A 26,209-nucleotide genomic window follows, 5' to 3' on the forward strand; every position below is an offset into this window, starting at 1 on the left:
TTATTTTTTAATGATAATTTTTGTAGTTACACTGTTTTCGGTATAAACTTTTACCAAATAACTTCCATTGGCAAGATTACCCATATCTATAGTATTACTATTTCCTGCTTGTGAATTTACCAATGCTCCCGTCAAATTATACACTTCAACTTTTTGAATCGTTTTATCTGAATCAATATTTAACTCGCCTGAAACCGGATTTGGATATAAAGTCAGCGCCTTAGACTCTACCGTTTCCTCTGTTAAACTATCAGATAAATTTGACGCTATACGTGAAGTTGTATTATACGCAGTACGTATATAAAACAAATTTGCAACAGAGCCTTTTGTTATGGTATTTGCTCCTGCTGGAAGTGATGCTGTAACGATTCCTGCTGTTGCCGTGTAAGACACATTATTAACTTTTATAGTTCCGGTAAAATTAGAGTCGAATACTAATGTTAATGTCGAAGCGGCAGTTGTGGTATATGTAATAGATGTGCTGGATTCTATTTTTAAACGAGCAGTCAATGTTAGACCAGCATACGTCACAGAACCTGCAGTCGAATTCATATTTCCGCTAATAGTGTAAAATGAACTTGTTTTTCCAGAAGTTGTAAAATTGTGAATCTGATTCCCTGTTGATGTCCCCGTAACAGTTATAGTCCCTGACCCTGTAGCAACCGTACCTGTACCGCTTGTAGTAATCGAATAGGAAACCGTTGCTGTTGGTGTTCCGGTAATAGTAATGGTTTTAGCAGTAGTATTTTTTACAAAAGTAATTCCTGATGCAGGTAATCCTGTTACTGTAGCATCTGTTGCGCTTCCACCCCAGGTAAAAACAATTGAACTAATTGCTGTACCACTTGTCACAGTTTGACTGTTATTAGTAGTTGACGTAAGGGTTTGAACACTTGCAGGTGTAACAGTGATTGTTCCTGATCCGGTCGCTGCTGTTCCTGTTCCTACAGTAGTGACTGAATAAGACAGAGTGGCTGTTGGTGTTCCGGTAATAGTGACGGTTTTAGCAGTAGTGTTTTTTACAAAAGTAATTCCTGATGCAGGCAATCCTGTTACCATAGCATCTGTTGCGCTTCCGCCCCAGGTAAAAACAATTGAACTAATTGCTGTACCACTTGTCACAGTTTGGTTATTATTCGTAGTTGAAGTAAGGGTTTGAGCACTTACAGGGGTAACGGTGATTGTTCCTGATCCGGTCGCTGCTGTTCCTGTTCCTACTGTACTGATTGAGTAAGAAAGCGTAGCAGTTGGTGTTCCGGTAATAGTGATGGTTTTAGCAGTAGTATTTTTTACAAAAGTAATTCCTGATGCAGGCAATCCTGTTACCGTAGCATCTGTTGCTGTTCCTCCCCAGGTAAAAACAATTGAACTAATTGCTGTACCACTTGTCACAGTTTGGTTATTATTCGTAGTTGAAGAAAGCGTTTGATTGCTTACTACACTTGTTTCACCTTGTACAGAAACCAATGTTCCCGTGTAGTTTGTAAGAGCCGATTTTAATGCTGTGATTACAGTAGACGAAGCATCATCTACAGCATTATCAAATGTCCATTTTAAATCTCCTCCTGAAACACGGCCTGAATACTGCACTACTTTCGTTTGTGCTACCGCAGGCTGGTCAACAACCAGATTTTTAACATATAAGGCAGCATTGGTATCAAAGTTGTTGTAACTATTCGCTCCCAGTTTTGATTTAATACTACTGCTAATAACTTCTCCCCTGGTTACAGCTTCAATAGCATCAAATTCTACAGGATAATTAGTGGCATTGTACGTAACGTAACGTGTTTGACCAGTCATGGTATTATTAAATGCCTTAATTGTACCTCCGGCTTCACCAGAAAAAGTACCTGTAGCATCATAAAAAATATCTGTTCCTTGTTTAGAAGTTAACATAGGATATTTACAATTACGAAAAACATTTCCTTCAATGAATAAAGAGGAACCCAATGTTGACCCTGCTCCATATTTTGAATTTCCATCATAATAATTGTTATAAATGTGCGCAGAATAATAACGAACCCTTGGATGACGAGAATCTGAATGATCAAACCAATTATGGTGATACGTAATATACAAACCTGTTGTAGTCCCTTCACTCAAACCTAAAAGACTTGCTTTTCCGCTATCCCAAAAGTGATTATACGACAATGTAACATACGTTGATGATTTATTATCTAATGCCCCATCTCCTTTTATCTGGTCAGCATCGCTACCGGCATCTCCATAAAACAAATCACAATTATGAACCCAAATATGATCATTATCCTGTTGCATTCCAACATTATCTCCTGCTGTACTGTTGCAGTTCATAAAACCAATATTACTTACTTCAATATTCGAAGCCGATTTAAGGCGCACACCCCAGCCATTGGCAACCGCATCATTACCAACACCTTCTAAAGTAACATAACTTGATACGTTATTAGCATTTTCGATAACAACATCTCCGCCTTCCATCACAGTCATATCTGTAATATTTCCTAACAGACGGATGATAAACGGACGGGTATCTTTTCCTTTTTTAATGGCGTACAAAATATTTTGCAGTCCTACACATGGATTTGCACTTGCTCCGGTAATATCCATTGAAATCGTATTTTTGGTATTTTGTGTGATATAAAGAATCACCGCTCCATCTTTTGGAGTACCATCTGCTTTATATCCTCCCGGAACACGGCCCCCATCAAAAGCAAAACCATTACGGTCCTGAGCTAAAACTGTCAAAGTACCTGTTGCAGTACCGGCACCTTCAACACCTGAAATAACAGGCTTAACTTTTACCGTGTAAGTTCCTGCCTTCAGTCCCGGAATATCTGCGCGGTAATAAGAACCATAACTACGGATTAATTGATTGTCAATTTTTTGGTCTGTAAAACCATTTCCGGTGTAATAAACATTGTAAGTCTGGGCATTACTGACAGGCTGCCATTTTATAAAAGCCGATTCAAGCCAGCCGGCTGCCTCATTAATTTGCTGCGACCATGTTTGCATAGAAACAAACAAAAAGATCAAAAAAAGTAACTTCTGTTTCATTTTGTGGTTTTGGTTAATTGATAGTTATTTAAAAGTGGTTTTTATTTTACGAATACAAACTTTAAAATGTAATCGATTACGCAAAAATATATAAAATTTTAATATTCATAATATTTTTAGAATAAAAAAACATATTCAATAAAAATAACGTTATTATAATAACTAAAATGTAATTAATTACATTTTATGCAATAAATTACACAACCCGAAAAAGCCCTTATTTTACAGAACTTCCGAAACTTTAATTGCTTATTATTTTATCTTATTCATTGAAAATGCTATTGACTTTAGATGTCTTTTTTAATTCAAAAATGAAATTAAAAACATAAGAAAATAACTTCAAAAAAGAATAATCATTTGAAAATCAAGCACAAAAATCACTTTTTCTTTATTTAAAAAACAGATCATTTCAATCAAAAACTACCACAAACAAAAAAAGGCTTCCAAAATTGGAAGCCTTTCAATTAGCTGTTTTTTTTAAATTACTTTTTGATAATCTTTTTAGTAACCGAACCTTGATCCGTAGTCACTTTTACTAAATAATTTCCTGTAGCAAGATTACTTACATCAATAGATTCAACTTCACTGGAAATATTTTTTACCACAGTTCCTGACAAACTGTAAATAAGAACGTTTTTCACTTTTTGATCTTCAGAAGAAATATACAATTGATCTGAAACAGGGTTAGGATATAGAGCCAATTTCGAAGCCTTAACATTATCTCCTACACCCAATGTGCTGTATGATAGTTTTACATAAAATATATTTCCTGTTCCACTTTTCATGATTTTATGATGTCCGGCAGGAAGAGTTATTACAAGTATTCCACTTGCATCACTACGATTTACTCCGTCAATATTTGCATTTGCTCCAGCAACAAACGTGGTAGCATTTGACGAAGCATTCATTACTAATGTCAAAGTGCTTGGTTGAGTTGTATCAAATTCAATTACACCAGCAGAACTTTCCAATTTTAAACAAAGACTTAGTGATAAACCTTCATAAGTCATAGTTCCTCTTGAATTTGATAGATTGCTTCCTGAAATTGCAAAGAATGAATTTGTTTTATCAGACAATGTGAAATTATGTATTTGATCACCAACAGAAACCGCATTAACTACAATTGTACCCGAAACAGCAACAGGCGTTCCTGCAATTCCTGAGGTAATTGCTGTAAAAGTTGTAGATCCTGTTGCAGTTGGAGTACCAGAAATAGTAATGGTTTTTGCAACCGCATCTTTTAGGGCATTAAGACCATCTGCCAATTCATTAGTAATTTCTACATCAGTTGCATCACCGCTCCATGTAAGCACTATAGGGGCTATAGCGGACCCTTTTACAATTGTTTGACTACTATTATTAGAGCTCACAGTAAGAACTTGACTACTAGCAGGCAATACGGTTATAGTCCCTGAATCAGAAGCGGAAGCCCCTGTTGTTCCGGTTGTCGTAACAGTATATTCCATCGTCTCAGTAGGCGTGCCAGAAAGTGTTATTGTTTTTGCAGATGCATTTACAACTGAAGTCACTCCATTTGGCAACCCTACAACACTTGCATTTGTCGCATCTCCTCCCCAAGTAAAAACAATATTGCTAATTGCAACTCCCGCAGAAACCGTTTGATCATTATTTTTACTGGTTGACGTCAAAGTTTGATTACCAACCACATCGGTTTCCCCCTGAACTGATACGAGTTTTGTCGTATAAGAAGTAAGCGCACTCATTAATGCCACGTTAACATCAGAAGAAGAATCGTCAATTGCATTATTAAAAGCATATTTTAAATCACCTCCTTCAACACGTCCTGAATACAACATCGTATTTGTTTTGGCATCTTCAGCACTATGTGGAGTATAAGCATACATAATTGCAGGATTGACATCAAAGTTATTATAAATATTAGCTCCCAGCTTAGATTTTATAGTACCACTGATAGGTAATGATTTGTCTGTAACTTCAATAGCATCAAATTCAATTGGATTAGTTATGGCATCATAAACCACATAGCGTGTTTGGCCACTCATAACATTATTAAATGCTTTTATCGTTCCTCCGGCTTCTCCAGAGAATGTTCCTTTTGCATCAAAAAATATATCTGTTCCTTGCTTAGAAGTTAGCATCGGATATTTACAATTACGGAAAAAATTTGCCTCCATAAATACAGATGACCCTAAAGTTGACCCTGCTCCATATTTAGAGTTTCCATCATAATAATTATTATAAACATGAACTGTGTGAGTTCTTACTCTCGGATGCCTGCTATCAGAATGATCATACCAATTATGATGGTAAGTAAGATAACCCTGAGGTTCTGAAGTGCCATTTCCTAAGAGATTTGATTTTCCGGTATCCCAGAAATGATTATATGAAAACGTAACAAAAGTAGATCGTTTACTATCAAGAGCACCATCACCTTTTGCCTGATCTGCGTCCCCGCCTGCTCCACCATAAAACAAATCACAATTATGCACCCATACATAACTGTTGTCAGTTTGAAGACCTATATTATCTCCTTCGCTGGCATCAGTCAACATTAATCCGATATTTCTAATTTCTATGTTTGATGCTTTTTTAAGACGAATACCCCAACCATTTGCAACTGCATCATTTCCGACGCCTTCAAGCGTTACATAACTTGAAGCATTATTATTATTTTCTATAACAATGTCTCCGCCTTCTAAAACAGATGGGTCAGTTATATTTCCAATCATTCGAATAATAAAAGGACGTGTTTCATATCCTTTTTTAATACCATACAGAATGTTTTGCAGTCCCACTGAGTTAGTTACACCGCCCTTATTATTGGTTACAACATTAAAAGAAATTGTGTTTTTAGTATTTTTAGTAATATAAAGAATGATTGCACCAGCTTTAGGTGTACCATCTGCATTATAACCTCCTGGAACACGTCCACCATCAAAGGCAAAACCAGAACGATCCTGAGCCAAAACGGTTAAGGGCAACGTTGTTGCTCCAGCCCCTTCAACACCTGACGTAACCGATTTCACTGTTACTGTGTAACTTCCTGCCGCAAGTCCAAGAACATCAGCACGAAAATAAGTCCCATAACTACGAATCAACTGTTCATCAATTTTTTTGTTTGTTTCTCCTCCGCCAGTATAATAAACATTATAACTGTCAGCTCCTGCCACAGGAGACCATTCAACAAAAGCCGACTCAAGCCATCCGGATGATTTTGTTATTGTTTGCGCCGCAACTTGTGCTGAAATAAACAGCAAAGCCATGTAAAGTAAAATTCTTTTCATAATTGTGGTTTAAGTAAATAGATAGTTTAGTTTAAGTCATCGAAAAAATGTAATCGATTACACGAAAATAAATATTTTTCCTTAATCTAAAAAAATTTTAGAATAAAATTACACATAGTTAAAAAAATAATCATTTTAAATATTCATAATACAACTAAAACGTTATAGTTAAAATAACTTCCGAAAGCCTATAAATATTGGCATTTGCATGAAATAGTTAATCTTAGATTTTAAAATTCAAATAAAAAAACAAACAAATTCAAACAACAGGAATATTCTTATTTTTACTAACAGCTACATCATGAAAATTCTCTTCTATGGCTGTTTCCATTTTATGAAACTTTACAATCCAAAATAAATTCCGGTTAGATTTTTAAACAAAAAAAGCGGCGGTTTGAAAAATTTCAAACCGCCGCTTTTTTGTTTTTTAAAACTCCTTACAAGTTAAACGATGCCCCAAGACTAAAAGTAACCTGATTATTCAAATCATCAAACAATTCATTATCATCACTGTATTTAGCAATTGGAAACCCAATCTCTGTAAAAACACCAAATCCTTCAGTAAAGAAATAACGACCTCCTAAATGTCCACCAAAATTTTTTAATCCTAAGCTTAAACCCGGATAAACATCTAACTTTTCATCAACCTTTAAAACATTTCCAATGTTCGCATTTATTCTGAATTTAGCATCGAAACGATCTTTAAAATCCGGCTTTTCATTAGTATATTGAGTTGTTCCTCCGTTATAAAACCCTGAAAATTCATTTACTCCCAACAAATAAGAAACTACAAAACCATAAGAGAAGTTCTCTGCCAGACCAAAATCAACAGAACTTTGTATTCCGGAGCCTCCGTCTTGCAGATTAGCGCCAATATTAACTTTTACATCTCCTTTTCCTTTAAAAGCTTGCTGGGCATGTGCTGTACCAAATAATACCAGAAATGATAATGTGATTATTTTTTTCATAAATTTTAAAATATTTTTTTATCTACAAAAATAGAATTTTACAGATTAATTTCTTCCTTTTTCATTAAAATACAATTCGTTTAAAGGCTCACTTTGCCAAAATTCTTTTGTATCTACATTCATTATTGTCAAAGGCCCTTTAAAGGCTGCACCGGTATCAATATTCCAGACGCAGGCTTTATTTACAGGAACCGTTTTGCCAATTCGGCTAACGGGAGTATGTCCAATAAAAATTTCTTTATACAAAGTAAATCTCTTGGGATAGTACAAATCCTCTTTTTTCATGTTTGGATCTAAAGAAAGTGCTGTTTCCCACAAAGTTCTGTCCCAGTAAAATAATTTTGGAAAGTATTCATAACCAACGCCATTTAAATTTGTAAAACCTGCATGAACAAATAAACGGTTTTGTTCGTCTAAATAATAATCTTCAAGTGATTCTAAAAATTTTATATGTACCTGCTTTTCTCCTTTATTTAATTTTTCATAAGCCAAAACCGTAGCCTCACCACCGTGTTGATACCAAAGCTCATTGTTTTTTGCATTTTTAAGCCATTCTAACAACAGCTCATCATGATTTCCTCTGATACAAATACAGTTTTGCTTACTTTGAAGATTAATCAAATAATCAATTACCTGAGGTGACTGACTCCAACCATCAACATAATCTCCAAGAAATATTAACCTGTCTTTTTCAGTAACTTCGGCTTTTTTCATCACTTGTTCAAGGGCAAGTAAACCTCCATGAACGTCGCCTATAACAAATGTTCTCATTTTTAATTATTTAATCCGGAATTTACAAAAATATGCAAAATGATTTGTGTACGGTAATTATTTTATATCAATAAAAAAGAAATCCCAACAACCTCAAAACACATTGTTCATAAGCGCTGTCGGGATTAGTCCTTTAAAAATAAAGAAAATTATACTCCTAATTTTTTGGCAATATCGGTTGGAATCCCTCCCTTGTTTACCATCAAAGCAGTTGTTTTATATTTTACGAAATTTTTAGTCACAAACAAGAAACCTTTATAGTCATTAGTTTCTCCCCAGGAATTTTTTACGATGTAGTATTCTTTTCCAGTCTGATCTTTTGCCAAACCGATAATATGCATTCCATGATCATCGGTAGTCTGGTAATTATCAAAAGCTGCCTGACGCATTTCAGCTGTAATTTCAGGCTCTGCTTTTGGCCCATTAAACATATCAGCCTTTTCTTCAGCTGTCATATCATCATATTTTTTTGATGCAACATAAGCAACTCCGTTTTTCCAGCTAAAACTTTTTTCACTCACATCAGTCGCCCAGGCTACAGTGTATCCTTTTTTCAAAGCATTATCAATAACATCGGTCATATCATTCACTTTCACATTATAAACCTGATCAAATGACCAGTTATCCGGAACAGCCAATAACGTTTTTTGATAATATGGAGCGCTTGTAAAAGAGGACATCTCTACATACTCATCAGGATTAATTCCAACAACTTCTTTTGCAAAACTTTGTGGAGTGTAATTCTTTCCTTTATAAGCAAAATTATCAGGAACTTTTCCTAAGTATGAATCAATAACAGAAGCATATGCTTTTTCCCAGCTTGGAGTCAATTCTCCGTTTGGATTTTTAACTACTGCTGTTAACACTCCTTCAATAAGAGCTGCCATCTCGGCAAATTTATTTTTATCAGTACCGTAATTCAATCCTGTATAAACTTCTCTAGGCACAGTTCCGTATTTTTTGTACATATTAATTACATCGTGTAATGATCCTCCGTCACCTAAAGTAACAGCACCATGCATACGCACATAATTTTTTCCTTTTTCAACATACACATTTCTGGCAGAAAAAATCTGAGACAGTTCAACCGGCTGTTTTCCTAAACGAATCATTTCTGATTCTAAAAAAGAGTTTGAAGCATAACTCCAACAAGTTCCTGAAGAACCCTGTAATTTTACTGAAGTCGTTCCTAAATTAATTACTTCAGTGAATTTAAAGTTTTCTTTGCTTTTGTCACTTGAATTTAATTTTAATGAATTCACCAAAATGTCTTGTGCAAAACAGCTTGTTGCTCCAACAAAAAAAACAGAAGCCAAAAACACTGATTTGATTGAAAATCTATTCATAATTTTTATTTAATGATTTAATAAATTAGTAGTTACAATTTATATTTTGTTACAAAACAATCAAATTATACACAATTTGTTAGTATCAGTTTCGTTAAATTTTTACCGAATTATCCTATACAACTTAAAATCAATAACTTAAATAAAAAACCAACAATTAAAACAAAAGTATTTTATACAGAAAAACCACCAAAAAATAAATTTTGGTGGTTTTATATTTTATTCTAAATAAACTATTCTATTTCAGAAACTCTCATGGTATTTACCATTCCTTTATCTTTAATTGGCATTGCGGCAAGATTGATTAAATAATCGCCTTTTGCAGCATAACCTTTTTCAATTGCAATTTTATTTACATCTGTAACCGTATCATCAGTACTTTCGTCTTTATCATAAAAGAATGATTTAACACCCCATAATAAATTTAATTGTGTCAAAATTCTTTTGTTTGAAGTAAACACTAAAATATGTGCCGATGATGGTCTCCATGCTGAAATCTGAAAAGCAGTATAACCGCTATTGGTAAGCGTACAGATTGCTTTAGCCTGAATTTCATTAGCCAATAAAGCCGCCTGATGACAAACCGTTTTAGTAACAAAACGTTTTGTTTTAATTTGCGGCGTATTTTGAGGAACCTGAATAAGTGGAGAATCTTCAACAGCCTCACAAATTTGAGTCATTTTTTGAATAACCTGCACCGGATAGTTTCCTGTAGCCGTTTCACCAGACAACATTACCGCATCAGCTCCGTCCATTACTGAATTTGCAACGTCATTTACTTCAGCTCTTGTTGGAGTTAAACTTGTAATCATTGTTTCCATCATTTGAGTCGCAACGATAACAGGAATTCTGGCAGTTTTTGCTCTGCGAATTAAATCTTTTTGAACTAATGGCACTTCGTGAGCAGGAAGTTCAACTCCTAAATCTCCACGAGCTACCATTAAACCGTCACAATAAGCAACAATTTTATCCATGTTCTCAAGTGCTTCCGGCATTTCAATTTTAGCAATAATTGGAATTTTAACCTCAGAATGCTTCGCAATTAATTCCTGTAAGTCTTGCAAATCACGAGGTGTTTTTACAAACGAAAGCGCAATCCAGTCTACTTTTTGCTCAATAGCAAAAATAGCATCAGCAATATCTTTTTCAGTTAAAGCCGGTAATGAGATTTTAGTGTTTGGAAGATTAACCCCTTTTTTAGATTTTAATTCTCCACCCTGAATTACCTTAGCAACAACTTCTGTTTTTTTATCTGTAGAAACGATTTCAAAAATAAGCTTACCATCGTCAAGCAAAATACGCTCTCCTACATTTACATCATTTGGAAAATTTTGATATTTCATGAATGCTTTTTTTGCATTTCCTACAATATCTTCTGCAGTTGTAAAAGTAATAATGTCTCCATCATTAACAACTGTCCCTTCTTCCATTACACCAACTCTAAGCTTTGGCCCCTGTAAATCTCCAAGAATTGCAGTAGTATATCCAAATTCTTCGTTTAGTCCTCTAATAATGTTTATTTTCTCTTTTACTCCTTCATAGTCAGCATGCGAAAAATTGATTCTGAACACATTAACCCCTGCTTCGATCATATCCTTGATAATCTCTCTCGTACTACATGCAGGCCCAAGTGTAGCTACAATTTTGGTTTTTTTGTTTGTAAGCATTTTTTTTAAAAAATTAAATTGTTTTTTGATTTTATTTTGTTTGTATCTACAGCATAAATAGCAGCGATACTCTCAATTGTATTTAGCTTTTGCTGTATTTCTGAAAAATTTATAGCCTCGCCGCTATTATCTATTTTCAGGAAAAAATCTACTTTTTTGAATTCAGGAAGTAAATGAATTGTTGTTGAAATCTCACTATTTTCATTGGAAAACAAATTCTGAAAATCATTTTTTCTCACTGAAATGATTTCATTTTTATTCTGAATCAAGTTCCATGAAAGGGCTTTTTCAGTATCATAGTAATAGAATCTGGAAAAATTTGTCTCACCTTCCTTAGTCTGAGCATGGATCTCGTTTTTGCTCTTACTTAAGTTTATCGGAAGTTTTTTATTTATAAAATAGGCTAATCTATAATCTTCTAAAGAAGTATGGATTGCCATTAAATAATAATCAATTTCGTCAAATTCGTCTAAATCCAATCTATGTATAGCCATATCATGAAATATCAAGCTGTAAATATACTATTTCTATCGTAGCTTAAAGAGTTAAGAACAGCATGTTTTTGTTAATTTATAAACGAAAACGTTATAGCATTAAGAATATTACACTACTTTTCGTGTTATTTCTTATCTATTTTTTCCTGAAATGCAAAATAAGCACGTTGAGATGCCTTCTCTTCAGCCTTCTTTTTTGAAGTTGCTCTTGCTCTTGCAATTACTTTATCATCTATACTTAATTTAACACCAAACAAACGCTGTCCATCAATTCCGTTATCCTCAAAAATATCATAATGAAAGATTTTCTTCTCTTTCTGACACCATTCAATAACCAAACTTTTATAGCTTATTACTTTTCCTTCTAGTCGGGCAATATCGACATAAGGTATGATAACTCTTTTTTGAATAAATTTTTCGCAAAAAGAATATCCGCGATCTAAATAAATTGCTCCAATAAGTGCTTCGAAAATGTTTCCATGAATATTTTCACCAAAATGCTGAACAGGCACTTTACTCTCTACAAACCTTATTAAATTTAAATCTTTACCCAATTCATTCAAATGTTCCCTACTCACAATTTTAGAGCGCATTTTTGTTAAATAACCCTCGTCTCCGTTGGGTGCTTTATTGTACAAATGTGCTGCAATGACAGAACTTAACATAGCATCTCCTAAAAATTCAAGGCGCTCATAATTAATTGGATTTCCTGATTCATCTAATTTATTAGAAGAACGATGTGTAAATGCTTTCCTGTAAAACCCGAGTGAAACTGGCTCAAAACCAAGAATTTTCTGAATATCATCAAAAAAAATCCCGCCTTCGTGAGGACGGGATTTTGAAAATATTTTTTTGATAATATTCATATACAGAAATTAGTCAACTAATTTTTTAAACAATACACAAGCATTATGTCCTCCAAAACCAAAAGTGTTACTCATTGCAACATTTACTTCTCTTTTTTGAGGCTTATTTAAAGTAAGATTTAATGATGGATCAATGTTTTCATCAACCACAGTATGATTAATTGTTGGAGGAACAATACCGTTTTGCATAGCCAAAATAGAAGCAATAGCTTCAATAGCTCCCGCAGCACCAAGTAAATGTCCTGTCATTGATTTTGTAGAGTTGATGTTGATTGTTTTGGCATGATCTCCAAAAACAGCACTGATAGCTTTTAACTCAGCAACGTCTCCAAGAGGAGTAGAAGTTCCGTGTGTGTTGATATGATCAACATCTTCAGGATTCATTCCGGCATCTCTTAGTGTATTTTTCATTACTGCAATAACTCCAATTCCTTCCGGGTGTGGTGCTGTTAAGTGGTAAGCATCAGATGACATTCCGCCTCCGCCAATTTCGCAATAAATTTTTGCTCCTCTGGCTTTTGCATGTTCGTAATCTTCCAGAACCAAAGCTCCTGCACCTTCACCTAAAACAAAACCATCTCGGGTTGCATCAAAAGGTCTTGAAGCTGTTTCCGGACTTTCGTTTCTTGTAGACAGCGCATGCATTGAACTAAAACCGCCCATACCTGCAATTGTAACTGCTGCTTCAGAACCACCGGATACAATAACATCACACATTCCTAAACGAATATAGTTAAAAGCATCAATTAAAGCATTTGCAGAAGAAGCACAAGCCGAAACTGTAGTATAATTAGGTCCCATATAACCGTTACGCATCGAAATATGCGCCGGTGCTATATCAGCAATCATTTTAGGAATAAAGAAAGGATTGAATTTTGGAGTTCCGTCACCTTTTGCATAGTACAGTACTTCGTCCTGAAAAGTTTCTAAACCTCCAATTCCTGCTCCCCAAATAACCCCTACTCTTTGTTTGTCGATATTTTCGTCTGTTAATCCCGCATCTTTAATAGCTTCATCACTAGCAGCAACAGCATACTGAGCAAATTTATCTAACCTACGAGATTCTTTACGATCCATATAATCCTCAATATTGAAGTTTTTTACTTCACAGGCAAACTTGGTTTTATGTTTCTCTGTATCGTAATACGTTATTGGGGCAGCACCGCTAACTCCATTAATAAGTGCATCCCAATACTCCTGGATATTATTTCCGATAGGAGTAAGAGCACCTAATCCTGTTACAACAACTCGCTTTAATGCCATAAATATGTATTTTGTATCTTTAAACAAATAAAACCCACGCTTTCTTAACTGTATTGTTACTTAAGAGCCATGGGCATTACAATATAAATATATCTTTTGGATTGAAAATCAATCGAAATTTAAATTTGAAAAAAAATAATAACACCCGATTTTTAGAAAATCCAATTTTTCAAAAAAACAAATCCCAATTTTGGAATTTGGACATTCAAATTTGGAATTTTTAAAATTCGGGTGCAGTATTATTATTTTTTAGCTTCCTCGATATAAGAAATAGCTTGACCAACAGTAGCAATGTTTTCTGCTTGATCGTCTGGAATTTGAATATCAAATTCTTTTTCGAATTCCATAATAAGCTCAACAGTGTCTAATGAGTCAGCTCCTAAATCATTAGTGAAGCTTGCTTCTGTTACAACTTCGTTTTCGTCAACACCTAATTTGTCTACGATAATCGCTTTTACTCTTGATGCAATGTCTGACATAATCTTTAATTTTAGAATTTAATTTGTTGGCAAAAATAAAAAACTTTATTTTAAAACAACTATTTAGTTAATAAATGTGTTACTAATTTATAAAATTAATTTCAAGAAAGGCCTTCTAATACTATTTATTTTGATTTTTTATTCCGTTTTTTGCATTCTCAAAATAAATTTGATTATGAAAAAAATTATCGTTTTTGCCTCAGGTTCAGGAAGTAACGCAGAAAACATTATTAAGTACTTTAAAAAAACTGAAATAGCAAATGTTGTTTCTGTCTTTACAAATAATGCTAATGCAAAAGTCATTGAAAGGGCAAAAAATCATCAAATCCCTGTTGAAATCTTCTCAAAAAGCGAACTTTTAGAAAGAAATTTATTGCAAAAAATACAAGAAATCAATCCGGATTTGATTGTCTTGGCAGGTTTTCTACTCAAATTTCCCGAAAACATAATTGAACAGTATCCGCACAAGATAATCAATATACATCCGGCGCTTTTACCCAACTATGGAGGTAAAGGAATGTACGGCATGCACATACACAGAGCCATTGTAAATAATAAGGAAAAAGAAACCGGTATCTCGATTCATTATGTAAACGAACATTATGATGAAGGCGCCATTATTTTTCAGGCAAACGTTGCTTTAACCGATGAAGACACTCCTGAAACTGTTGCTGAAAAAATCCATGAATTAGAGCAAAAGCATTTTCCTGAAATTATTCAGACACTATTAGAAGATTCAACAAAAGGAAATTCCAATTAAAAAACAAACCATATAAGTAAATATAACAGCAGCTGTAAATCTTACTTTTTATTTAAGGAATATAAGATACTTAAAATAATTTCACTTTTACTTACAACAAATAACACAAAGTTTAAATGAACTTATATCACTTATATGGTGAAAAAAAATTAAAATGAGCCAACACGAAGTACATATATATACAGACGGCGCTGCAAAAGGAAATCCCGGCAATGGCGGTTACGGAGTCGTGATGGAATTGGTAGGAACACCGCATAAAAAAGAATTTTACGAAGGTTTTCGCTTGACAACCAATAACCGCATGGAACTTTTAGCAGTTATAGTTGGCCTGGAGAAACTAAAAAATCCAAACATGAAAGTTTTGGTTATTTCAGATTCTAAATACGTAGTCGATTCTGTCGAAAAAAAATGGATTTTAGGCTGGGAAAAAAAGAAATTTGCAGGCAGAAAAAATCCCGATTTATGGAAACGATTTTTAATTGTTTACCGTAAACATCAGGTTAATTTTAAATGGATAAAAGGGCATAATAATCATCCGCAAAACGAACGCTGTGATCAACTCGCTGTTATGGCATCCATGCAGCCTAAACTTTCTGTTGATGAATATTATGAAACCATTGGTTCTAAAGAATAAAAAAACGCATCAAAAATTAATTTGATGCGTTCTTCATTTCTAACTTAAAATTCATTCTTCTTTATCTAAATCTTTTGCTGTTTTAAATCCAACCAAAAGCCCAATTCCTGCCATTATAAAAATAATAGAAGGATAAACCGCACCATCATTAAGAGAGGTGTAAGTTGTAATAAGCAAGGCAAGAAAAATCCCAACACCGCTTCCTATTAATAGAAATGCCAAATTGACAACAAAAATTTTCCATGATGAACTTCCATTCGTTCTTCCTTTTAAAAATATGCTGGCATCAACACCCTTCTCTATAAGAGCCAAACGCTCTCTGTTTCTTGTTGAATAAATTAGATAGACAATCCCAAAGATCATCGCAAAAAGACTAAATGGTACTAATACTTCTGGTCCCATAATTTTTATGTTTTTATAATTGATTGATACCCTATAGGACGACACCTTTTAAATTGAGGTTACAACATTTGGTGAAAATTTTTAAATTCCAAATTCCAAACTCCAAAAGTCACTGATTATCAATTAATTTTGAATATAAAAACTTTGTAGCTCTAATTTTAGTTTCGACATTTTTGTCAGAGATGACAATATTGCGGTTAAGCTTTGTGAAAGTTTGAAAATCCAACAATTAGAATTTGGAATTTATTTTAAAACCCTTGTAACCTAAAAGAACAAACTGTCGTCTTAATATAATATGAGTACAATTCCAGATCAACATTATATTGATAAAATTCTGCAGGGCGAAACCAGTTCTTTTGCCGTGCTGGTTGATCGTTACAAAGACATGATTTTTACTCTTGCCCTTAAAATGGTTAAAAACAGAGAAGAAGCTGAAGAGGTTGCTCAGGACACTTTTATTAAAATATTACTTGTTTAAGTAAATTTAAAGGCGATTCTAAATTTTCTACCTGGATTTACAAAATAGCTTACAACACTTGCTTAGACCGTTTGAAGAAAAACAAAAAAGAAGACAATACTATTTCGATAGATGAATTTTCCAGCCATCTGATTAAAACAATGGACAATGCTTTGAGTGCTTTAGAAGACAAAGAACGAAAACAAGCCATTCAAAATTGCTTAAATTTGTTACCGGGTGAAGAAAATTTCCTGCTGACTTTATTCTATTTTGAAGATCAGAATTTGGAAGAAATTGGCAAAATCATGAATATTAATGCTAATAATGTCAAAGTAAAATTATTTAGAAGCCGACAAAAATTAGCCGCAATTTTGAAAAAACAATTAGAACCGGAAACAATTGATTATTATGAAAGAAGAAGATAAAAACATAGAAAATCTTATTGAGAAAATGATGGCCGAAAACACTTTACAATCGCCATCTGCCGACTTTACTTCGAACTTAATGTCGCAAATTTTTGTTGTCGAAAAAGTAAAAATAAAACCTTACAAACCATTGATTTCTATTTCAACATGGATATTTATTGGAATTCTTTTAGCTCTTTTGGTTATTTATAATGTCTTTTTTGCAGGAGCAGAAAATAATCCGGAAATAGGGAAATCTTATTCTGATAAAATTTCCGGAATTGTTTCCGGAATTCATATTTCTAAAACTACATTGTATGCTATTTTAATCGTTCCTTTTATGGTTTTGATTCAGATTGGAGTTTTGAAAAATTATTTTGATAAGAAGTATCAGCTGTAAATTAATTCATCAAAGAAATGAAAACAAAAAAAATACACACCTATTCACTCTTAATATCGTTGTTTTTTATCACTAGTTATGCATCAGCACTTCCGCCAAACTTTACTACTAAGGAAATAAAATTTGTTAGTGAAGGAGTTTCACTCGCCGGAACTGTTTTTACACCCAACAAAGTACAGGCAGCCGTCGTGATTGTTCATGGATCTGGACAAGAAAAAAGAATGTTAAACTTTGCTAAAACTCTAGCCAACAATGGAATTGCAGTTTTAACATACGATAAACGTGGAGTCGGAGCATCGGCTGGTGTATATGCGGGCCCTGAAGTTGGAACTAACAATGTTGATTTCTCAAATTTGAATCTTTTGTCTTTAGATGCGAGTGCTGCTGTAAATACTTTATTTAAATCTTTATCCAATAATAAAATACCAATTGGCTTAATAGGCGGTAGTCAAGCTGGGTGGATCATTCCATTGGCTGCAGAAAAAAATAAGAAAGTTCAATTTATGACCATATTTAGCGGCGCTCTTATAACGGTTAAAGAACAATTGAGATTTCAATTTTATACAAATGGGAATAAAAATTTCTGGGATACGCACTCAGAAGAAGATGCCAGAAAACATGTATTCAATGACCCGGACAAATATGAGTTTATTGATACAAATCCTAATGATGTTCTTTCTAAATTATCAATTCCGGGAATCTGGATTTTTGGAGGTAAAGACATTCAGGTTCCTATAAAGCTATCCATCGAATATCTTAGCAAATTGAAATCTAAAGGAAAAAATTATGAATATAAATTATTTCCAAACTTGGGTCACAATACAGCATTTTCAGACGATGAAGAACCTATGAAAGATGCAATCGATTGGATTAAAAATGTAGGGGAATTAAAGAAAAACTAGAGACACTATCACATCTTTACTGCAACACATTTAAACATCTTGATTTAAAGAAAAGTTGACTTTGTATTTGGCAATTTTAAAGGAAAAAGAAAATCTTCTTCTTTTAAAAAACTTAAATAAAATCTTAAAGCTTTTTCCCAAAATAAATATTGCAATTTAATTCTAAAAATTATATTTTGAGCACTGAACAAAACCTCAGACAATCACCTCGTTTACAATAGTTTTAACCCCGAAATCGATATCATTTTTTTATGAAAATTTTGAGAACCTAAACCGTTGCAATATTGTAACTTATGAAGTATCTTTGCACCTTAATTCGAAATTCATAAAATGAATAAATTATTGATTGTTGGAACGGTTGCTTTCGACGCGATTGAAACTCCTTTCGGAAAAACAGATAAAATATTAGGTGGTGCAGCAACATACATTGGTTTATCAGCATCCTTTTTTAACTTGCAATCGGCCATTGTTTCTGTAGTTGGCGACGATTTTCCTCAAGAACATTTAGACCTTTTAACTTCAAAAAATATTGATATCTCGGGTATCGAAATTGTAAAAGGCGGAAAAACCTTTTTCTGGAGCGGTTTATACCACAACGATCTGAATTCAAGAGACACCTTGGTAACGGAGTTAAATGTTTTAGCTGACTTTCAGCCAAAAGTTCCTCAAAACTTTAAAGACTCAGATATCGTGATGTTAGGAAACCTGCATCCATTAGTACAAAGCAGTGTTTTAGATCAATTAGAGAAAAAACCAAAATTAGTAGTTTTAGACACTATGAATTTTTGGATGGACTGTGCTCTTCCTGAATTATTAGATGTAATTAAACGTGTTGACGTTATTACAATCAATGACGAAGAAGCAAGACAACTTTCGGGTGAATATTCATTAGTAAAAGCAGCAGCTAAAATCCAGGAATTGGGACCAAAATATGTGGTAATCAAAAAAGGAGAACACGGCGCACTTTTATTCCACAACAGAGAAGTATTCTTTGCACCAGCATTGCCATTAGAAGATGTTTTTGATCCGACCGGAGCTGGAGACACTTTTGCAGGCGGATTTTCAGGATTCATTGCACAAAGCGAAAACATTTCGTTTAACAATATGAAAAACGCCATTATTTACGGTTCAAATTTAGCTTCGTTCTGCGTAGAGAAATTTGGAACTGAGAGGATGGAAACCTTAAGCAAAGCCGAAGTAGCGATTCGATTACAGCAATTTAAGTCGTTAACTCAGTTTGACATAGAAATATAATGCTCACGAGCCTCGGTAAAACGGGGCTTTTTTATTACGTTAATACGCACACAACTTACAACAACACAAACACACAAAAAAATGAGCGACGCTTTAAAACACGAATGTGGTATAGCCTTAGTTAGACTTCTTAAACCGCTTGAATATTACAAGGAAAAATACGGAACTGCTTTTTACGGGATACAAAAAATGTATCTAATGATGGAAAAGCAACATAACCGTGGACAGGACGGTGCCGGTTTTGCAAGCATTAAATTAGACGTAGAACCCGGAGAACGATATATCAGCAGAGTTCGTTCTAATCATTCTCAGCCAATCCAGGATGTTTTCAAACAAATCAATGAACGTATCAGTGAGGAACTAAAAGCAAATCCGGAACTGAATGACAATATAAAAGAATTAAAAGCAAACATACCTTATATAGGAGAATTGTTTTTAGGACACGTTCGTTACGGAACTTTCGGAAAAAACAGTATCGAAAGCGTTCACCCTTTTTTACGCCAGAGTAACTGGATGCACCGTAATCTGATTTTGGCAGGAAACTTTAATATGACCAATGTTAAAGAGCTTTTCCAAAATTTAGTAGAACTTGGACAACATCCAAAAGAGATGGCCGATACCGTTACAGTAATGGAAAAAATTGGTCACTTTTTGGACAAAGAAGTAATGCAATTATATCAGGACTGTAAAGCAGAAGGTTATTCAAAAAGAGAAGCCTCTCCGGTAATTGCAGAACGTCTGGATCTTGCAAAAATACTAACACGCTCGGCAAAAAATTTAGATGGCGGGTATGCAATGGCCGGTTTATTAGGTCATGGAGACGCATTTGTTTTTAGAGACCCGGCAGGTATTCGTCCGGCGTATTTCTATCAGGATGACGAAGTTGTTGTTGTAGCTTCAGAAAGACCTGTTATTCAAACCGTATTTAATGTTCCTTTTGAAAGTGTTCAGGAGATTGAACCGGGAAATGCCTTAATTATAAAGAAAAACGGAAAAGTTACCATGAATCAAATTCTGGAACCAACCGTTAAAAAAGCCTGTTCTTTTGAAAGAATTTATTTCTCAAGAGGAAGTGATGCTGAAATTTATCAGGAACGTAAAAATTTAGGAAAATTAATTTTACCTGCTGTTCTTCAATCAATTGACAGCGATACAGATAACACAGTTTTCTCCTATATCCCAAACACAGCTGAAACTTCATTTTATGGTTTGGTTGAAGCTGCTCAGGATTTCTTAAATCAGAGAAAGAACAATTATATTTTAGAAAACAGAAATACACTTACAGCTGAAACTTTACAAGAGTTACTGGCAGTAAAAATCCGTACGGAGAAAGTTGCCATTAAAGATGCTAAACTTAGAACCTTTATTACAGAAGACAGCAGCCGTGACGATTTAGTGGCTCACGTTTACGATGTTACTTACGGAGTGATAAAACCAACTGATAATTTGGTTATTATTGATGACAGTATTGTTCGCGGTACTACATTAAAAATGAGCATCATAAAAATGATGGATCGTTTAAAACCAAAACGTATCGTAATTGTTTCTTCTGCTCCACAAATTCGTTATCCGGATTGCTACGGAATTGATATGGCAAAACTGGAAGGTCTTGTTGCTTTTAGAGCTGCTTTAGATTTATTAAAGGAAAGAAATTTATATCATATCGTTGACGAAGTGTATGCAAAATGCAAAGCTCAGGAAAATTATGCCGACACTGATGTTGTAAATTATGTAACCGCAATTTACGATCAATTTACCCCGGAAGAAATTTCAGACAGAATTGCTGAGATGTTAAGCTCTCCTGAAATCAATGCCGAAGTAAAAATTATCTTCCAAAAAGTAGAAGACTTACATATTGCCTGTCCGAAAAATCTTGGCGATTGGTATTTTACCGGAGACTACCCAACACCCGGTGGAAATCGTGTTGTAAACAGAGCATTTATCAACTTTTATGAAGGAAAAAACGCAAGAGCATACTAAATGAAAAGTTAAAAAATGCATTTCATCGGATTTTTATGCATTTCATCCTATATTTTTGGGAAAAATGCAATGCTAGTATATCTTTGAGGAACCATAACATTAGTAGGTTAAGTTTATGGTAGATTTGGGGCAAAAAAGGTGGAAGAAATTTCACCTTTTTTATTGGAATAAAGTTAAATTTTTAAAAATCAATCAGTTAATCGGATATTATTGCTGTTAATCCAAAATATTTGATATACATAACATAGTGCCATACATTTGATATACCATAAATTAAGTAGGTTAAGTATATGGTAAATTTGGGGCAAAAAAGGCGGAAGAAATTCCGCCTTTTTTATTGAAATAAATGGACTGAAAATATTTTTTATTACTAAATTTCTTTATTATTGTCTAAATTTTAAACTCAACCTATGAAACTCTTTAAACAAATTTTATTTTCAGTCTTTCTAAGCCTCTTTTTAGTTAATTGCTCAGGTACAAAATCCGTTACAGCAAAAGCAGACAATCAAATTAATAATGAAAAAACTGCCGGTACTACTGAAAACGAAAACTCCTCTGAGAAAAAAACCACTCCTGACGGAAGCTCGATCAAAAATGCCATAAAAGTAAACAGTGTGGCCGAAGAATATAAAATTGCAAAAAAACTTTGCCCAAATTGTACTATGAATGGTCAGGCTTTACTAAACGAAGGCAACAAACACTACGATTTATTAAAATTAACCAATGAAAAAGGAGAAGAGGTCAAGTATTATTTTGATATTAACAGCTTCTTTGGGAAATGGTAAAAAAATAAAACCCGATTAATTCAGAACGAACTAATCGGGTTTTTATTTATTTGAAAAAGATTATTTATCTAAAGCAAATCTTCTTGCAACTTCTGTCCAGTTAATCACACTGAAAAAAGCTTCAATATAATCCGGTCTTCTGTTTTGGTAGTTTAAATAATAAGCATGCTCCCAAACATCCATTCCTAAAATTGGAGTTCCTCCGTTACCAGCAACTTCCGGCATTAATGGATTGTCCTGATTTGGAGTACCTACAACTTCTAATTTTCCTCCTTTTTGAACCGTTAACCAAGCCCATCCTGAACCAAATTGTGTTGCTCCGGCTTTAGCAAATTTTGCTTTAAACTCTTCGAAAGTTCCAAAAGAAGCCTCAATAGCCGCCAATAAATCGCCTGTTGGCAATCCTCCTCCATTTGGAGACATTACTGTCCAAAACAAGTTATGGTTATAAAAACCTCCTCCATTGTTACGAACTGCAGCGTTTGATTTATCTAAGTTAATTAAGATATTTTCGATTGTTTTTCCTTCTAAATCTGTTCCTGCAATAGCAGCATTAAGATTTGTTGTATAGGCATTATGATGTTTAGAATGGTGGATTTCCATTGTACGCGCATCAATATGTGGTTCTAATGCGTCATAAGCATAAGGTAATTGTGGTAATTCAAAAGCCATGATATATGATTTTATGATTTATAATAATTTATCCAAATTTATACATTTAACTTTGGAATAGAAAATACTATTTCGTTATAATTGAATTAAGTTAACCTATAATTGTTGTTTTTACACTAACCCCCCTGTAAATCTCTACTTTCCGTTAAAAGTTGTCATTGTATTTTCTAATCCTGCCGTACCGAAAGATTTGATAATTTCTGATGCAACTTCGAGCCTTTCAGGTAATTTTGTTTTTTCCTCTTCATCCCAGTCTCCTAAAACATAGTCAACCTGTTGTCCTTTTTTGAATTGATCACTGATCCCAAATCTGAAACGGGTGTATTGCTGTGTATTTAAAACAAGATTAATGTTCTTCAATCCGTTATGTCCACCATCACTCCCTTTTGGTTTGATTCGGATGGTTCCGAATGACAGGTTTAAATCATCTGTAATTACCAGAATATTTTCTAACGGAATATTTTCTTTGTCAATCCAGTATTTTACTGCTTTTCCACTCAGGTTCATGTAGGTATTTGGTTTAAGCAGTAAAAAAGTTCTTCCTTTGAATTTATATTCAGCTAAGGCTCCCAATTTTACAGTTTCAAAGGAAAGGCTTTCTTTTCTGGCTAAAAAATCCAGGACTTTAAATCCGATGTTGTGTCTGGTGTTTACGTATTCAGCACCAATATTTCCTAATCCGACAATTAAATATTTTTTACTCACGCTTTTTATATTGTTTTTTTGGTGTTCGTGAACCTCCGGTTTCATACTGACTATGTTCTCTTCTTTTTGTGTTGATGAAAACAGTTTGTTTATCCATTTTATCATTTGGCAAAAGTAAGGTTAATTAAGGAATTAGAAAATGTGTCAATTAGATAATTTATGGTGGTTGTGTTTTAATCACAGCGTTAGCCTTAAAAGGTTTCTCGCAGATTTTGCAGATGAAACAGATTTTTCAATCCTAAAAATTTTATAAATCCTTTACTTTTCCTGATATCTCAACAACTTAGAGACTTATGAAAAAGATATTGTCTTGTTAGCCCTGACAGAAGCGGTATCCTTTTTCTGGTTTCTTTAACCAGGAAAAGATTTAGCGGATGGCAGGAATATCTGGTCTTGAAAAAAATCATATTTCTGCTTCTAAAAAAACTAACGACAAAGACTTCGACTCGGCTCAGTCTGACATCTTACACAATCCAACCTAAAAAACTTAGCATCTTAGAAACTTAGAAGCTAAAAAAAAAGCACCAACCTTTCGATTGATGCTTTTTGTATGATTTGAAAAAAAATTATTTTTTCTTTCCTTTTGCAGGAGCTTTTGCAGCTTTTGCAGCTTCCTGAGCAGCTTTCATAGCAGCACGAGAAATTCTTACCTGAGCCACAACTGTGTTGTCCGGGTGCATAATTTTGTATTCTGGAGCACCAACTTTAGTAACATATAATTTGTTACCCATTTCAAGTGGAGTAATGTCAGCTTCAACAAAATCAGGAAGATTTGCCGGTAAAGCTTTTACTTTTAATTTACGAGTATTTAAACGTAAAACACCACCTGCAAGAACACCTTTAGATGTACCAACGATTTTTACAGGAACTTCCATTGTGATTTCTTTATCATCAAATAATTGGAAGAAGTCGATGTGTAAAATTTTATCAGATACCGGGTGAACCTGAATGTCTTGTAAAATTGCATTGAATGATTTTCCTTTTCCAAGCTCAATCACAACTGTGTGTGCGTTTGGAGTGTAAACCAAGTTTTTGAACGCTGCAGCGTCTGCTGAGAAGTGTACTGCCTGATTTCCTCCGTATAACACGCAAGGAACCGCTCCAGCATTACGTAAGGCTTTAGTTGACACTTTGCCCACGCTTTCTCTTTCTGATCCTTTAATTGTAATCGATTTCATTGTAAAAAAATATAGTTATTAATAAATATTCTTGTTTGCTGTAAGCTTTAAGCAATAAGCTTTAGGCTTTTTTTCATTAAGTAACAAAGCTTATAGCCTACGGCTTAAAGCTTATTGCTTTTTACATAATGAATTTTCCACTGATGGAATTGTTGTGGTGCACCATGTGCATAACTTCTGCAAAAAGAGGCGCACAACTCACTACTCTGATTTTCTTTGATTCTTGTTTTAACGGAATAGAATCAGTTACGATTAATTCTGTTAATTTCGAATTTTCAATTTTTTCATACGCTCCACCTGATAAAATAGCGTGTGTACAAATTGCTCTTACACTTAGTGCTCCTTTTTCGATCATTAGATCGGCAGCTTTTGCTAAAGTTCCGCCTGTATCGATCATGTCGTCTACCAAGATTACGTTACGTCCTTTTACTTCACCAATCAGCTCCATAGTGTCGATAACGTTGGCTGCTTTTCTTTGTTTATAACAGATTACTACATCTGATTGTAAAAACTTAGAATAAGCATATGCTCTTTTTGAACCTCCCATATCCGGAGATGCAATAGTTAAATTTTCTAATTTTAAACTTTCTACGTATGGTAAAAAGATGGTAGATGCAAATAAATGATCTACTGGTTTTTCAAAGAATCCCTGAATTTGGTCTGCATGTAAGTCCATTGTCATGATTCTTGTTGCTCCGGCTGCAGTTAATAGGTTTGCTACTAATTTTGCTCCAATCGGAACTCTTGGCTTGTCTTTTCTATCCTGTCTTGCCCAGCCAAAATAAGGCATAACAGCTGTAATATGTCTTGCTGATGCACGTTTTGCAGCGTCAATCATTAACAATAATTCCATCAGATTATCAGCAGTTGGAAAAGTTGAGCACACGATAAAAACGCGTAGCCCTCTGATTGATTCTTCGTAAGATGGCTGAAATTCTCCATCGCTATACGTTGACATTGTTACTTTTCCTAACGGAATCCCGTATTGGTCTGCAATTTTCTCTGCAAGATAAACACTTTTTGAACAAGCAAAAATTTTAGCTTCTGGTTCTAGGTGCGACATTATAATTTGTTGTTTTATTCCTTAGTTTTCAATACAATTTGACTAAATTATTTTTTTTAGCCAAATCTCCTATCTGCCTCGGATGTAGTTAGTTGTGTGTGCTTCGTTTTAACGAGGTGCAAATTTATAAAATTTATCGGAGACTGAAAGGAAAATTTTGAGTATTTTTAGTAGAACTTTTAAATTTATTTTTTACATTTGCACCGTGTTAAAGGAATAAGCACATTATCGATTATTCTATTGCGTTAAAATAATCAAATTTTGATTGTTTTTTCGTCTGCTAAGCCCGGATGGCGGAATTGGTAGACGCGCTGGTCTCAAACACCTGTGGGAAACCGTGCCGGTTCGACTCCGGCTCCGGGTACTTTAACGGAAAAGCTGTCATTTTTGACAGCTTTTTCTTTTTTAAGCCTTTCCGAACCCTTGCTATTTCTAGTCAAAACCTCAACGACCTCAT

General features: G+C 34.1%; 22 protein-coding genes, 1 tRNA gene and 1 pseudogene. 9 read left to right on the forward strand and 15 right to left on the reverse strand.

All coding sequences use genetic code 11. From position 1 onward, the window contains the following. The 10 genes from FLV_RS11220 to FLV_RS11265 all read right to left on the reverse strand — a co-directional run bounded on the left by FLV_RS11220 (nt 1) and on the right by FLV_RS11265 (nt 14,156). A complete protein-coding gene (locus FLV_RS11220; protein WP_243233924.1) occupies nt 1-3,036 on the reverse strand; it encodes a T9SS type A sorting domain-containing protein in 3,036 nt (1,011 codons plus the stop codon). 482 nt (nt 3,037-3,518) lie between these two features. Next, on the reverse strand, nt 3,519-6,302 hold the full coding sequence (locus tag FLV_RS11225; RefSeq protein WP_243233930.1) for a T9SS type A sorting domain-containing protein: 2,784 nt from the start codon (nt 6,300-6,302) through the stop codon (nt 3,519-3,521). 437 nt (nt 6,303-6,739) lie between these two features. Beyond that, nucleotides 6,740-7,270, reverse strand: a complete 531-nt coding sequence (locus tag FLV_RS11230; protein WP_243233932.1) for a DUF6646 family protein — start codon at nt 7,268-7,270, stop codon at nt 6,740-6,742. A 45-nt stretch (nt 7,271-7,315) separates the two neighbouring features. Next, nucleotides 7,316-8,041 (reverse strand): metallophosphoesterase family protein, encoded by a 726-nt coding sequence (locus FLV_RS11235; protein ID WP_243233934.1) that lies wholly within the window; start codon nt 8,039-8,041, stop codon nt 7,316-7,318. Between the two features lie 149 nt (nt 8,042-8,190). After that, a complete protein-coding gene (locus tag FLV_RS11240) occupies nt 8,191-9,387 on the reverse strand; it encodes an aminopeptidase C (protein WP_243233936.1) in 1,197 nt (398 codons plus the stop codon). 233 nt (nt 9,388-9,620) lie between these two features. After that, nucleotides 9,621-11,054, reverse strand: coding sequence for a pyruvate kinase (pyk, locus tag FLV_RS11245; protein WP_243233943.1), 1,434 nt, complete (start codon nt 11,052-11,054; stop codon nt 9,621-9,623). Between the two features lie 5 nt (nt 11,055-11,059). Next, a complete protein-coding gene (locus tag FLV_RS11250; RefSeq protein WP_243233944.1) occupies nt 11,060-11,548 on the reverse strand; it encodes an IPExxxVDY family protein in 489 nt (162 codons plus the stop codon). Nucleotides 11,549-11,673: 125 nt separating this feature from the next. After that, nucleotides 11,674-12,414 (reverse strand): ribonuclease III, encoded by a 741-nt coding sequence (gene rnc / locus FLV_RS11255; protein WP_243233945.1) that lies wholly within the window; start codon nt 12,412-12,414, stop codon nt 11,674-11,676. 9 nt (nt 12,415-12,423) lie between these two features. After that, on the reverse strand, nt 12,424-13,677 hold the full coding sequence (gene fabF, locus FLV_RS11260) for a beta-ketoacyl-ACP synthase II (RefSeq protein WP_243233946.1): 1,254 nt from the start codon (nt 13,675-13,677) through the stop codon (nt 12,424-12,426). 242 nt (nt 13,678-13,919) lie between these two features. After that, on the reverse strand, nt 13,920-14,156 hold the full coding sequence (locus FLV_RS11265; protein ID WP_007137004.1) for an acyl carrier protein: 237 nt from the start codon (nt 14,154-14,156) through the stop codon (nt 13,920-13,922). A 175-nt stretch (nt 14,157-14,331) separates the two neighbouring features. Here FLV_RS11265 and purN point away from each other — a divergent pair, with 175 nt between their 5' ends. Together purN and rnhA are read left to right on the forward strand one after the other, a co-directional pair. Continuing rightward, nucleotides 14,332-14,916 carry a phosphoribosylglycinamide formyltransferase gene (purN, locus tag FLV_RS11270; RefSeq protein WP_243233947.1) on the forward strand — a complete coding sequence of 195 codons (585 nt, stop codon included), beginning with the start codon at nt 14,332-14,334 and terminating at the stop codon, nt 14,914-14,916. Nucleotides 14,917-15,070: 154 nt separating this feature from the next. Further along, nucleotides 15,071-15,550 carry a ribonuclease HI gene (gene rnhA / locus FLV_RS11275; RefSeq protein WP_243233948.1) on the forward strand — a complete coding sequence of 160 codons (480 nt, stop codon included), beginning with the start codon at nt 15,071-15,073 and terminating at the stop codon, nt 15,548-15,550. 51 nt (nt 15,551-15,601) lie between these two features. Here rnhA and FLV_RS11280 read toward each other — a convergent pair whose 3' ends face one another. After that, the gene (locus tag FLV_RS11280; protein WP_243233949.1) at nt 15,602-15,952 is read right to left on the reverse strand and encodes a DUF6249 domain-containing protein; all 351 of its coding nucleotides are present in this window, start codon (nt 15,950-15,952) and stop codon (nt 15,602-15,604) included. Between the two features lie 295 nt (nt 15,953-16,247). Between FLV_RS11280 and FLV_RS11285 the strand changes: the two are divergent. From FLV_RS11285 to FLV_RS11310, 6 genes and pseudogenes are all read left to right on the forward strand, one after another. Beyond that, nucleotides 16,248-16,834 (forward strand): annotated as a pseudogene (locus FLV_RS11285) (RNA polymerase sigma factor). Beyond that, entirely contained in the window at nt 16,818-17,213 is a 396-nt protein-coding gene (locus FLV_RS11290) for a hypothetical protein (protein WP_243233950.1), read from the forward strand. Before FLV_RS11285 ends, FLV_RS11290 begins: the two are co-directional and overlap by 17 nt. Nucleotides 17,214-17,230: 17 nt before the next feature. Then, entirely contained in the window at nt 17,231-18,115 is an 885-nt protein-coding gene (locus FLV_RS11295) for an alpha/beta hydrolase family protein (protein ID WP_243233951.1), read from the forward strand. Nucleotides 18,116-18,445: 330 nt separating this feature from the next. Beyond that, nucleotides 18,446-19,369 carry a PfkB family carbohydrate kinase gene (locus tag FLV_RS11300; protein WP_243233952.1) on the forward strand — a complete coding sequence of 308 codons (924 nt, stop codon included), beginning with the start codon at nt 18,446-18,448 and terminating at the stop codon, nt 19,367-19,369. 81 nt (nt 19,370-19,450) lie between these two features. After that, nucleotides 19,451-21,349: an amidophosphoribosyltransferase gene (locus FLV_RS11305; RefSeq protein ID WP_243233953.1), complete on the forward strand. Its 1,899-nt coding sequence runs from the start codon at nt 19,451-19,453 to the stop codon at nt 21,347-21,349. Between the two features lie 410 nt (nt 21,350-21,759). After that, a complete protein-coding gene (locus tag FLV_RS11310; RefSeq protein WP_243233954.1) occupies nt 21,760-22,134 on the forward strand; it encodes a hypothetical protein in 375 nt (124 codons plus the stop codon). A gap of 60 nt (nt 22,135-22,194) precedes the next feature. Here FLV_RS11310 and FLV_RS11315 read toward each other — a convergent pair whose 3' ends face one another. From FLV_RS11315 to FLV_RS11330, 4 genes are all read right to left on the reverse strand, one after another. Continuing rightward, nucleotides 22,195-22,806: a superoxide dismutase gene (locus tag FLV_RS11315; protein WP_031454019.1), complete on the reverse strand. Its 612-nt coding sequence runs from the start codon at nt 22,804-22,806 to the stop codon at nt 22,195-22,197. A gap of 135 nt (nt 22,807-22,941) precedes the next feature. Then, complete coding sequence (gene pth / locus FLV_RS11320; RefSeq protein ID WP_243233955.1) at nt 22,942-23,616, reverse strand: aminoacyl-tRNA hydrolase; 675 nt, start codon at nt 23,614-23,616, stop codon at nt 22,942-22,944. A 461-nt stretch (nt 23,617-24,077) separates the two neighbouring features. Continuing rightward, entirely contained in the window at nt 24,078-24,689 is a 612-nt protein-coding gene (locus FLV_RS11325; RefSeq protein ID WP_243233956.1) for a 50S ribosomal protein L25/general stress protein Ctc, read from the reverse strand. A 121-nt stretch (nt 24,690-24,810) separates the two neighbouring features. Beyond that, a complete protein-coding gene (locus FLV_RS11330; protein ID WP_243233957.1) occupies nt 24,811-25,752 on the reverse strand; it encodes a ribose-phosphate pyrophosphokinase in 942 nt (313 codons plus the stop codon). Between the two features lie 284 nt (nt 25,753-26,036). Between FLV_RS11330 and FLV_RS11335 the strand changes: the two genes are divergently transcribed. Then, nucleotides 26,037-26,116, forward strand: a tRNA-Leu gene (locus FLV_RS11335). The last annotated feature ends 93 nt before the right edge of the window (nt 26,117-26,209 follow it).

This window comes from Flavobacterium pectinovorum, from assembly GCF_022802975.1.
In the GTDB taxonomy this organism is placed as follows: domain Bacteria; phylum Bacteroidota; class Bacteroidia; order Flavobacteriales; family Flavobacteriaceae; genus Flavobacterium; species Flavobacterium pectinovorum_B.

Bases quoted from the DNA above. Each gene is read 5' to 3' on its own strand.
- FLV_RS11220 (WP_243233924.1), bottom strand. From the start codon at position 3,036: ATGAAACAGAAGTTACTTTTTTTGATCTTTTTGTTTGTTTCTATGCAA.
- FLV_RS11225 (WP_243233930.1), bottom strand. From the start codon at position 6,302: ATGAAAAGAATTTTACTTTACATGGCTTTGCTGTTTATTTCAGCACAA.
- FLV_RS11230 (WP_243233932.1), bottom strand. From the start codon at position 7,270: ATGAAAAAAATAATCACATTATCATTTCTGGTATTATTTGGTACAGCA.
- FLV_RS11235 (WP_243233934.1), bottom strand. From the start codon at position 8,041: ATGAGAACATTTGTTATAGGCGACGTTCATGGAGGTTTACTTGCCCTT.
- FLV_RS11240 (WP_243233936.1), bottom strand. From the start codon at position 9,387: ATGAATAGATTTTCAATCAAATCAGTGTTTTTGGCTTCTGTTTTTTTT.
- pyk (WP_243233943.1), bottom strand. From the start codon at position 11,054: ATGCTTACAAACAAAAAAACCAAAATTGTAGCTACACTTGGGCCTGCA.
- FLV_RS11250 (WP_243233944.1), bottom strand. From the start codon at position 11,548: ATGGCTATACATAGATTGGATTTAGACGAATTTGACGAAATTGATTAT.
- rnc (WP_243233945.1), bottom strand. From the start codon at position 12,414: ATGAATATTATCAAAAAAATATTTTCAAAATCCCGTCCTCACGAAGGC.
- fabF (WP_243233946.1), bottom strand. From the start codon at position 13,677: ATGGCATTAAAGCGAGTTGTTGTAACAGGATTAGGTGCTCTTACTCCT.
- FLV_RS11265 (WP_007137004.1), bottom strand. From the start codon at position 14,156: ATGTCAGACATTGCATCAAGAGTAAAAGCGATTATCGTAGACAAATTA.
- purN (WP_243233947.1), top strand. From the start codon at position 14,332: ATGAAAAAAATTATCGTTTTTGCCTCAGGTTCAGGAAGTAACGCAGAA.
- rnhA (WP_243233948.1), top strand. From the start codon at position 15,071: ATGAGCCAACACGAAGTACATATATATACAGACGGCGCTGCAAAAGGA.
- FLV_RS11280 (WP_243233949.1), bottom strand. From the start codon at position 15,952: ATGGGACCAGAAGTATTAGTACCATTTAGTCTTTTTGCGATGATCTTT.
- FLV_RS11290 (WP_243233950.1), top strand. From the start codon at position 16,818: ATGAAAGAAGAAGATAAAAACATAGAAAATCTTATTGAGAAAATGATG.
- FLV_RS11295 (WP_243233951.1), top strand. From the start codon at position 17,231: ATGAAAACAAAAAAAATACACACCTATTCACTCTTAATATCGTTGTTT.
- FLV_RS11300 (WP_243233952.1), top strand. From the start codon at position 18,446: ATGAATAAATTATTGATTGTTGGAACGGTTGCTTTCGACGCGATTGAA.
- FLV_RS11305 (WP_243233953.1), top strand. From the start codon at position 19,451: ATGAGCGACGCTTTAAAACACGAATGTGGTATAGCCTTAGTTAGACTT.
- FLV_RS11310 (WP_243233954.1), top strand. From the start codon at position 21,760: ATGAAACTCTTTAAACAAATTTTATTTTCAGTCTTTCTAAGCCTCTTT.
- FLV_RS11315 (WP_031454019.1), bottom strand. From the start codon at position 22,806: ATGGCTTTTGAATTACCACAATTACCTTATGCTTATGACGCATTAGAA.
- pth (WP_243233955.1), bottom strand. From the start codon at position 23,616: ATGATAAAATGGATAAACAAACTGTTTTCATCAACACAAAAAGAAGAG.
- FLV_RS11325 (WP_243233956.1), bottom strand. From the start codon at position 24,689: ATGAAATCGATTACAATTAAAGGATCAGAAAGAGAAAGCGTGGGCAAA.
- FLV_RS11330 (WP_243233957.1), bottom strand. From the start codon at position 25,752: ATGTCGCACCTAGAACCAGAAGCTAAAATTTTTGCTTGTTCAAAAAGT.